At 73.8% G+C, this 8,928-nt stretch carries 7 protein-coding genes; 4 read left to right on the top strand and 3 right to left on the bottom strand.

What is annotated here, in order from left to right:
* A partial coding sequence (locus tag ACFW9D_RS23655; protein WP_384624470.1) for a hypothetical protein occupies positions 1-2,385 on the bottom strand: 2,385 nt, incomplete at its 3' end.
* Positions 2,386-2,601: 216 nt separating this feature from the next.
* On the opposite strand from ACFW9D_RS23655, the gene ACFW9D_RS23660 reads away from it, so the two are divergent.
* Complete coding sequence (locus ACFW9D_RS23660; protein WP_384624472.1) at positions 2,602-3,429, top strand: DeoR/GlpR family DNA-binding transcription regulator; 828 nt, start codon at positions 2,602-2,604, stop codon at positions 3,427-3,429.
* A 90-nt stretch (positions 3,430-3,519) separates the two neighbouring features.
* Positions 3,520-3,999 (top strand): SRPBCC family protein, encoded by a 480-nt coding sequence (locus ACFW9D_RS23665; RefSeq protein ID WP_188340422.1) that lies wholly within the window; start codon positions 3,520-3,522, stop codon positions 3,997-3,999.
* 18 nt (positions 4,000-4,017) lie between these two features.
* Here the strand turns inward: ACFW9D_RS23665 and ACFW9D_RS23670 are convergent, their stop codons facing one another.
* Positions 4,018-5,160, bottom strand: a complete 1,143-nt coding sequence (locus ACFW9D_RS23670; protein WP_317453368.1) for a PLP-dependent cysteine synthase family protein — start codon at positions 5,158-5,160, stop codon at positions 4,018-4,020.
* Positions 5,161-5,423: 263 nt separating this feature from the next.
* Here ACFW9D_RS23670 and ACFW9D_RS23675 point away from each other — a divergent pair, with 263 nt between their 5' ends.
* On the top strand, positions 5,424-5,762 hold the full coding sequence (locus ACFW9D_RS23675; protein ID WP_384624482.1) for a hypothetical protein: 339 nt from the start codon (positions 5,424-5,426) through the stop codon (positions 5,760-5,762).
* Positions 5,763-6,001: 239 nt separating this feature from the next.
* Positions 6,002-6,499, top strand: a complete 498-nt coding sequence (locus ACFW9D_RS23680) for an ATP-binding protein (RefSeq protein ID WP_384624474.1) — start codon at positions 6,002-6,004, stop codon at positions 6,497-6,499.
* 29 nt (positions 6,500-6,528) lie between these two features.
* Here the strand turns inward: ACFW9D_RS23680 and ACFW9D_RS23685 are convergent.
* Positions 6,529-8,928: ABC transporter permease (locus ACFW9D_RS23685; RefSeq protein WP_384624476.1), on the bottom strand; the 2,400-nt coding region annotated here is incomplete at its 5' end.

The raw sequence follows: 8,928 nt of genomic DNA on the forward strand, positions 1-8,928 counted from the left end.
GGGACGCGGGGGGGCTGGGGGGGGGGGGGGGGGGGGGGACGCGGGGGGGGGGGGGGGGTGGGCCTGTGGGGGCCGCCGCCGCGCGAGCAGCCGGGCGCGTTCCCCGGCGAAGACCGGGTCGGCCTGGTAGTCGCTGTGGCCCAGGATCGGCGCGGGCAGCGGGTGCCGCTCGGTGCGTCCGTAGGCGAGCGGGTCGAGCAGGGCCGGGTGGTCGACCTGCTCCGCGCCGTCGCCGGGCAGGCCGATCGGCCCGCCGATAGGGTCGGTCCTGCGGTACAGGTTCCGCCAGCAGTCGACCTGGCGGTGCAGGGAGGCCAGCGCCGACGGGCCGAAGTGCACAGGGAACCAGCGACCGTAGAGCCGCTCCAGCGGTGAGCCGTAGGTGAGCAGGGCGACGCGTTTGCGGACGGCGGGGTGCAGTTGCCAGGCCGCGGCGGCGGCGAGGACGCTGCCCTGGGAGTGGCCCGACAGGACGAGGCGGCCTCCGGTGGCGCGGGTCCAGCCGGCCATGCGCCAGGTCAGGTCGGGGACGGCGCGCTCCGCGTAGCAGGGCGGGGCGAAGGGGTGGGCGGCGCGCGGCCAGAAGGTGCCGACGTCCCACAAGATGCCGATGGTGCGGCGCGCGGAGGCGTCCTTGTACGCGCGCCGGCCCGAGGTGACGAGAAGTATGAAGCCGAGTCCGACGAGCCATGAGCCGAGTGCCTGCGCGGCCTCGGCGGCGCCCTCGACGATCGGGTAGGTACCGTCGGCGGCGGCGCCGGGCACCTTGCCGGTGGCCCAGGCGCCGGCCACGGCCAGGGCGCCGAGCAGCAGGGTCACGGCGCCGACTGCGCCGATCATCATGGGGGCGCGGTCGGTGAGCGCGGCCCGCGCGCGAGTGCCGGCGATGCGCTCGGTACGGGCGTGGTCGGGGCGGTGCTCCCCCTGGAGGTCGGCGTCGTCGTGCAGGTCGTAGTCGCGCAGGACCTGCGCCACCTCCTGCTTCTTCATGCGGAGGGCGCGCACGGCGAGGTAGGCGCCGAGGACCGCGAGGACGACGAGGAGCGGCGGGATGACGGACGCCTGCCAGGTCAGCAGGACGGGCGGGCCCGCGATGGTGTGGCCGGTGCCGTCGAGCCAGTCGGCGACGCGCTGGGCGACGCCGCCGGTCATGACGCCGCCGAGGGCGCAGGCCAGCATGGCGGTGGCGGGTCCGCCGAGGCCGCGCAGCGCGGTGCGGCGGTCGGGGGCCGTGCGGTAGAGCGCGCGGGCGACGAGCGCGGCGCACAGGACGAGGGCGCCCTGGACGAGGGCGATGCCGCCGAACGTCGTGTCGCCCGGCAGCCGTCCGGCGGACTGCCAGCCGGGCCGGGACCAGGCGGCGTAGAGCACCGTCAGGGCGAGAAGGGCGAGGGCTCCGCGCGGGAGGGCGCGCAGGACGGTGCGGTCGATGGTGGTGTCGAGGCGGTTCTCGCTGCGGCCGCGCCGGGCCACGACGACGACGACCGTGGCGGCGCCGGCGATCAGCGCGCCGACGAAGATCCAGCCGAGGAGGTTCAGGAGCGCGGGGCCGCCGGAGCCGCGGTCGTACCGGGCGGCGGAGGTGCCGACGGCGGCGGACACCGTGAGCAGTCCGGCGGCGGTGTGCGCGGCCCGCAGCCGGGCGACGAGCCGGCGGCCGTACCAGAAGCCGGGCTTGCCGAGGGCGGAGGTGGGGCCGCTGTCGTCGGCGTCGGGCTCGTGCGGCAGCGGGCGCTGCGACTCGTAGGCGCTCCAGGTGCGGTGCGAGAGGTACCACAGGAGGGTCGTCAGCGCGGTCGGCACGATCGCGGCGAGGGCGAGTCGGCGGCCGGGCTGGCTCCACCATCCGCCGCTGCCGTCCGGGCCCGCGGCGAGGAAGCCGAGCCAGCTGTGCCGCTCGGCGCACGCGACGGTGCCCGCGCACTGCCAGGCGGCCAGGTCGAGCGCGACCTCGCAGGCCGCGGCGACCAGGAGGACGGTCAGGGTGAGGCCGATGAAGCGGATCAGCAGGCCGTACAGGCGGACGGCCTTGGGCTTCTGCCGGGCGTTGGGGCGCATCCAGTGGGCCAGGTTCACGACCATGAAGGGCAGCAGGAGCAGCCACAGGGCGCGGGAGCCGTTGCCCGAGGTGAGGTTGCACCACACGTACGCCTCGGGGACGGGCTTGCCGCGGTAGTCGTCGGGCCGCTTCTCGGCGTCGCGGTCGGTGACGCGGCGGAAGAGGGCCGAGGTGTCGTCGCCGGAGATCCGGACGGTGCGCGGATCGTCGAGCATGGCTTCGGGCGTGGTGCCGCCGACGCCGTGCACCAGGAGTTCGAGGGCGGTCTCGTCCGCGCGCCTCGGGTGCCGGCCGCCGCCTTCTCCGTCGTGCTGTTCGTGCGCCATATTGATGTGTCCCCCGTTCTTCAGGGGACCAGGATCCCGGCTCTCCGCTTGTGTGCGTACCCCTCGTCACCGAATCTCCCCGACCTGTCACCCAGGTGGTCTTCGAGCGCGGGACAGGTGGTGCCACCGGTGTCGGTGCCACGTGCGAGGATGACGAGCGGACCGTGGACGACGGCGGTGCGACCGGTGTGACGAGGCGAAGGGACCCGACGGGACGTGAGCGAGAATCAGAACCTGCTCGCGGAGCAGCGCCGCACCCTGATCCTCGACGAGGTCCGCCGCCGCGGCGGCGTCCGGGTCAACGAACTGACCAGGCAGCTCGGCGTGTCCGACATGACGGTGCGCCGCGATCTGGACGCGCTGGCCCGTCAGGGCGTCCTGGAGAAGGTGCACGGCGGCGCGGTCCCGGTCGTCGACGCGAGCACCCACGAGCCGGGCTTCGAGGCGAAGTCGGGCCTGGAGCTGAGCGCCAAGGAGGACATCGCGCGGGCGGCGGCGGCGCTGGCGGCGCCCGGCTCCGCGATCGCCCTGTCCGGCGGTACGACGACGTACGCGCTGGCGCAGCACCTGCTCGACGTGCCGGACCTGACGGTGGTGACCAATTCGGTGCGGGTGGCCGACGTGTTCCACACCGCGCAGCGCAGCGCGGGCAGCCGGCCGGGGGCGGCGACGGTGGTGCTGACCGGCGGGGTGCGCACGCCGTCGGACTCGCTGGTGGGGCCGGTCGCGGACCAGGCGATCGCGGCGCTCCACTTCGACGTGCTGTTCCTCGGTGTGCACGGGATCAGTCCGCGGGCGGGTCTGTCGACGCCGAACCTGGCGGAGGCGGAGACGAACCGGCGGCTCGTGCAGTCCGCGCGCCGGGTCGTGGTGGTCGCGGACCACACGAAGTGGGGGACGGTGGGCCTGAGTTCGTTCGCCTCGCTCGACCAGGTCGACACGCTGGTCACGGACCGGGGGCTCGCCCCGGAGGCGCGGGCCGAGGTCGCCGAGCACATGCGGCTGGTCGTCGCGGGTGAGCCGGAGAGCGGTACAGACATCTGACGGCGCGGCCGCTATGGTGGCGCGAGCCCGGTCGCCGGGCGTGTCGCGCAAGCATGCCGAGCCGTCGTCCTCTGTGGGAGCTGAGCGTTCATGGCACGTCGTCTGCTGCCCGTCGGCCCGGACTTCGTGGAGACCGCGCCGCTGCGTCTGGTCTTCGCCCGTGAGGTGTCCGCGCCGCCCGGTGCCGTGTACCGGGCGCTGGCGGAGGACGTCGCCGGCTGGCCCCAGTGGTTCTCCGCGGTGACCTCGGCCCGGCCGCTGGACGGCGGGACGCGGCGCGAGGTGCGGCTCAAGGGCGGCACGCGTTTCGTGGAGACGATCGTGGCGGCGGAGCCCGACGAGGTCTACGCGTACCGGGTGGACGAGACCAACGCGCCGGGGATGCGGGCGCTGTTGGAGGAGTGGCGGATCGTCGCGGTGCCCGGGGGTTCGCGGGTGCAGTGGACGTTCGCGGCGGACGGCGCCGCCCCGTTCCGTATCGGTCTCAAGGCGGCGCGGGCGGGACTCGGCCGCGCGTTCCGCGACGCGGTCGGCGCCCTGGAGCGCCGCCTCGCCTCGACCGCGGCCTAGTCCGTGGCCTGACCGCGATCACTCCGGCCAGTTGCCCGTCTCCAGGAGCAGGTCGATCGCCTCGGCGTACGGGCCGATGTCCAGGCCCTGTTCGGCGAGCCAGGTGTCGGAGTAGTACTTGTCCAGGTAGCGGTCGCCCGGGTCGCACAGCAGGGTGACGACGCTGCCCCTGCGGCCCTCGGCCACCATCTCGGCGACGATCTTGAGGGCGCTCCACAGTCCGGTGCCGGTGGAACCGCCCGCCTTGCGGCCGATGGCGTGCTCGAGGGCGCGCACCGCGGCGACGCTGGCCGCGTCGGGGACCTTCATCATGCGGTCGATGGCGCCGGGCACGAAGCTGGGCTCCATGCGGGGCCGGCCGATGCCCTCGATGCGGGAGCCGCAGTCGCTGCGCGCGTCCGCGTTGTCCGTCGTCCAGCCCTCGAAGAAGCAGGAGTTCTCCGGGTCGGCGACACAGATGCGGGTGTCGTGCTGCATGTAGTGGACGTAGCGGGCGAGGGTCGCGGAGGTGCCTCCGGTGCCGGCGGTGGCGACGATCCAGGTGGGACAGGGGTAGCGCTCCAGCTCCATCTGCCGGTAGATGGACTCCGCGATGTTGTTGTTGCCGCGCCAGTCGGTGGCCCGCTCCGCGTAGGTGAACTGGTCCATGTAGTGGCCGCCGGTGCGGGCCGCGAGGGCCGCCGACTCCTCGTACATGGTGCGGGAGTCGTCGACGAAGTGGCACTGGCCGCCGTGGAATTCGATCAGCCGGATCTTCTCGGCGCTCGTCGTACGCGGCATCACCGCGATGAAGGGGACGCCGATCAGCTTCGCGAAGTAGGCCTCGGAGACGGCCGTCGAGCCGCTGGACGCCTCGATGACCGGGCGGCCCGGCCGGATCCAGCCGTTGCACAGGCCGTAGAGGAACAGTGAGCGGGCCAGCCGGTGCTTGAGGCTGCCCGTGGGGTGGGTCGACTCGTCCTTGAGGTAGAGGTCGATGCCCCAGTGCTCGGGGAGCGGGAAGCGCAGGAGGTGGGTGTCGGCCGAGCGGTTGCTGTCGGCCTGGACCTTGCGGACGGCTTCTTTGAGCCAGGTCCGGTAGTCCGGATCCGTGTGGTCGACGTCGAGCGTCGGCATCGGCCCGCCGGCCGGGCCCTCGCCTCGAGGATGGCCCTGCTGCATCGTGCTCACCGCGCGACTCCTTCGCATCGTCCCGAGCGTCCGCCCCCGATGATAGACACCTTCCACACGCTTCTCACCTGCATAAACACTGCTTTGGGCAGCTCAAAGCAAGGCCTGGTGGAGTGGGCATACTGGTACTGCGGGCGGGGCACGTGCAGACTGCACGGCACGGCGACGCACGACGGGACACCACGGACACGACGGACACCACGGTCTCGGCGGACGCGACGGACACGACAGATACGGCCAAGGGGGCGAGCGGCATGACGGAACCGGAGTTCACGGCCACGGGCGTACGGATCGGGCGGCGGCTGCGCTCGCTGACCCGGGCGGGGCAGGTCCGGATCAGGGGCGGCAGACTCGAGCTCCTGACGAGCTACGGGCGCGAGATCGACAGTGCGCCGATCGGTGAAGTCCGCGCGGGCAAGCCCTGGTTCGGGTCCGACGACCGCGCGACGGCGGAGGTCGACGGCCGGCGCTATCTGCTGCGGCTGGGCGGCCAGGGCGACGATCAGAGCGGTGACATGGGCGGCGACGCGGGGCCGCGCGCGGCGCGCCGCTTCATCGAGGCGGTCCGCAAGGCGACGGGCCGCTCCGGCTGAGACCGGTCCCGCCCCGCCCTTCCCGCCACCGGCGCAGTCACCCGCCGGAGTTGCACGCACACGCCCCCTGAGTCACGCTGGTCTCACATCACTACTCAGGGTTTACCGGCGATGACGCTGCGAACCAGCCCGCCGGACATGCAGCGGGCGGTTCCGGCACGGTGTGGTCGCTCCGCTCGATCCGTTCTCGTCTTCTTCCGGACTCATTCGGTCTTCCGGACTCATTCGGGGAGGCAGTCGTGATCAGCCAGCCGAGCAGGCATTGCACGGTGGAGCTCCAGGCCCTGCCGTCGCGGATCGGCCACGTCCGGTCCATCGTTTCGGCGCAGTTGCGCCACTGGCATCTCGAGCCGTTGATCGACCTGGCGGTGCTCGGGGTGACCGAGCTGCTGACCAACGTCCACCGGCACGCGGGGCCGGACAAGCAGTGCACCGTGGAGATCGAGCTGCTCAGCGAGCGGCTGACGGTCTCGGTGCACGACCAGGATCCGCGGCTGCCCGAGGTGCGGGACGCCGAGACGTTCGCCACGTGCGGGCGCGGCCTCGCCATGGTCGCGGCGGTCAGCGAGAGCTGGGGCGCGCACCGGCACGGCGTCGAGGGGAAGGTCGTGTGGTTCGCGCTGCCCGCCCCCGCGGCGACGGCGGCCGTGACCCCGTACCCGGTGTACCGGACAGCGGCGATGCGCAGCGCCGACGCTCCCTTACAGACTCCCGCCCGGTCCGCCGTCGCAGGCTGACCGGGCGGTGATCCTCCACCGGCGGCGGTTCACTCCGTCGCGATGGCACGCAGTACGTCGAGCCGTGCCGCCCTGCGGGCCGGGCGCAGTCCCGCCAGGGCGCCGGCGGCGAGCCCGACCAGGGCCACGACGACGAGCTGCACGGGCGGCAGCGCGAAGGCGAACGCGCTGTCGCTCGCCGCGTCCGAGGCCTTGACCAGGACCCAGCCGAGGAAACCGCCGAGTACGATCCCGCCCGCGGTGCCGAAGGCGGCGACGAGCACCGACTCCCAGCGGACCATGGCGCGCAGCTGGGCCCGGGTCTGGCCGACGGCCCGCAGCAGGCCGAGTTCGCGCGTGCGTTCGTGCACGGCGAGGGTCAGCGTGTTGGCGATGCCGAGCAGGGCGATGAGCACGGCCAGGGCCAGCAGCGCGTAGACGAGGGTGAGCATCATGTCGATGCCTCCCGCCGAGGACTGCGCGTAGGCGTCGCGGGTCTGCACGTCCGGGTTGCCGTACCGCTCGGCGACCTTCTCGACGGCTGCCTTGCCTTCGGACGTGCTCACGCCGTCCTTGAAGGTGACGGAGACGAGCGTGTCGGAGTCCTGGACGCGGTGCGGGGCCCACGCCTGGCGCGTGATGACGTAGTCGCCGGCGAGTTCGGACTGCCCGTAGAGGGCGCGGACCGTGAAGGGCGTGGTGGTGCCGTCGGTGAACGTGACGCGGGCGGTGTCGCCGAGAGCGAGGTGCTGCCGGTCGGCCTCGTCGCGGGTGATCGCGATGCCGTTCGTCCCGAGGTGGTCGAGGGAGCCCTGGACGCTGCCGAGGTCGAAGGAGCGGGCCAGGGCGACCGGGTCCGTGACGGTCAGGGCGCGGCCCGCGCCGTCCACCTTCGCGACTCCCTTGCCGAGCCCGACGGCGGTGTCCACCTGGGGCACCTGCGCGAGCGCGGGGGCGAGTTTCGGGCTCAGGCCGCTGCCGCCGGCGCCGAAGGACGGGGCGGAGACGGCGACGTCACCGGCGAAGGAGCGGTCGACGGTCTGGTTCATGGTCGCCTTGAGCGAGGCGCCGAAGACGGTGAACAGGGAGACGACGGCGACGCCGATCATCAGCGCGCTCGCGGTGGCGGCGGTGCGCTTGGGGCTGCGCAGGGCGTTGCGCCGGGCGAGGGCGCCCGTGACGCCGCGCAGCCGGGCGAGCGGGCTGCCGAGGACGCGGACGGCGGAGGTCGAGGCGACCGGGCCGAGCACGACGAACGACGCGAGGGCGAGGACCGCGCCGACGGCCGCGAGGGTCAGCGACGGGCTGGCGAGGACGCCGACGAGCGCGGTGGCGAGGGCGATCACGCCGAGCGTGACGCCGGTGACGGCGCGGGCGCGGGAGGCGCCGGAGTCGTCGACCGAGGTCTCGCGGAGCGCGGCGAGCGGCGCGGTGCGGCCGGCCTTGAGGGCGGGCACGAGCGCGGAGCCGAGGCAGACGACGATGCCGACGGCCAGGGGCAGCAGCATGGACAGCGTGCTGATCACCAACGCGCCGTCGGGGAAGGGGAATCCGATGGCGGGGAACAGCGCCTGGAGTCCGGCCGCGATGCCGATGCCGCCCGCGAGCCCCGCCGCGGAGGCGACGACGGCGACGACCCCGGCCTCGACGAGCGTCATGGAGGTGACCTGGCGGCGTGCGGCGCCGAGCGCCCGCAGCAGGGCGTTCTCGCGGGTGCGCTGGGCGACGACGATCGCGAAGGTGTTGTGGATCGAGAAGGTGGCGACGAGCAGCGCGATGCCGGAGAAGACGAGCAGGAAGGTCGTGAACAGGGTCAGGAACTGGCCGGAGATCATGTCCGTGTTCTCCTGCGCCGAGTCCTGTCCGGTGATCGCCTCGACGCCGCGCGGCAGTTCGGGGCGCAGGTCGTCGACGAGCTGCCGCTGGCTGACCCCGGGCTCGGCGCGGACCTGCACGGACGCGGCCTCGCCGGGCTTCGCGGTGAGGTACTTCTCGGCGTCGGCGCGGGTCATTCCGGTGAAGGTCACCTGGGCCATGCCGTCCTCGCCGCCGAACGTGGCGAGGCCGACGACGGTGACGCGCACCGGGTCGGGCGTGCGCAGGGTCGTGGTGTCGCCGATCTTCAGGCCGCCCTTGTCGGCGGCGCCCCGGTTCACGACGACCTCGCCGGTCTTCTGCGGGGCGCGGCCCTCGGCGAGCCGGTACGGGTTGAGGTCGGGGTCGGTGATCCAGTTCCCGGCCAGGGTGGGCGGGCCCTGGCCGCCGATGGGCTTGCCGTTCGCGCCGACGAGCTGGCCGGCGCCCTGGATGTTGGGGACGGCGGCGGCGACGCCGGGCGCGTCGGCGAGGTCGTCGGCGAGCGCGGCGGGCCCCCGCCGCCGCGGGGCCCGGGGCGCCCCGGGGGGGGGGATTGGGGGGGCGCGGGGCCCCACGCCCTCGGTGGCGCCGGT

Source organism: Streptomyces sp. NPDC059524 (assembly GCF_042749255.1).
GTDB classification, from domain to species: domain Bacteria; phylum Actinomycetota; class Actinomycetes; order Streptomycetales; family Streptomycetaceae; genus Streptomyces; species Streptomyces xanthii.

Excerpts from the sequence above, each read along its gene's own strand:
- ACFW9D_RS23665 (WP_188340422.1), top strand. The coding sequence starts at position 3,520 with ATGGCACGTCGTCTGCTGCCCGTCGGCCCGGACTTCGTGGAGACCGCG.
- ACFW9D_RS23670 (WP_317453368.1), bottom strand. The coding sequence starts at position 5,160 with ATGCAGCAGGGCCATCCTCGAGGCGAGGGCCCGGCCGGCGGGCCGATG.
- ACFW9D_RS23675 (WP_384624482.1), top strand. The coding sequence starts at position 5,424 with ATGACGGAACCGGAGTTCACGGCCACGGGCGTACGGATCGGGCGGCGG.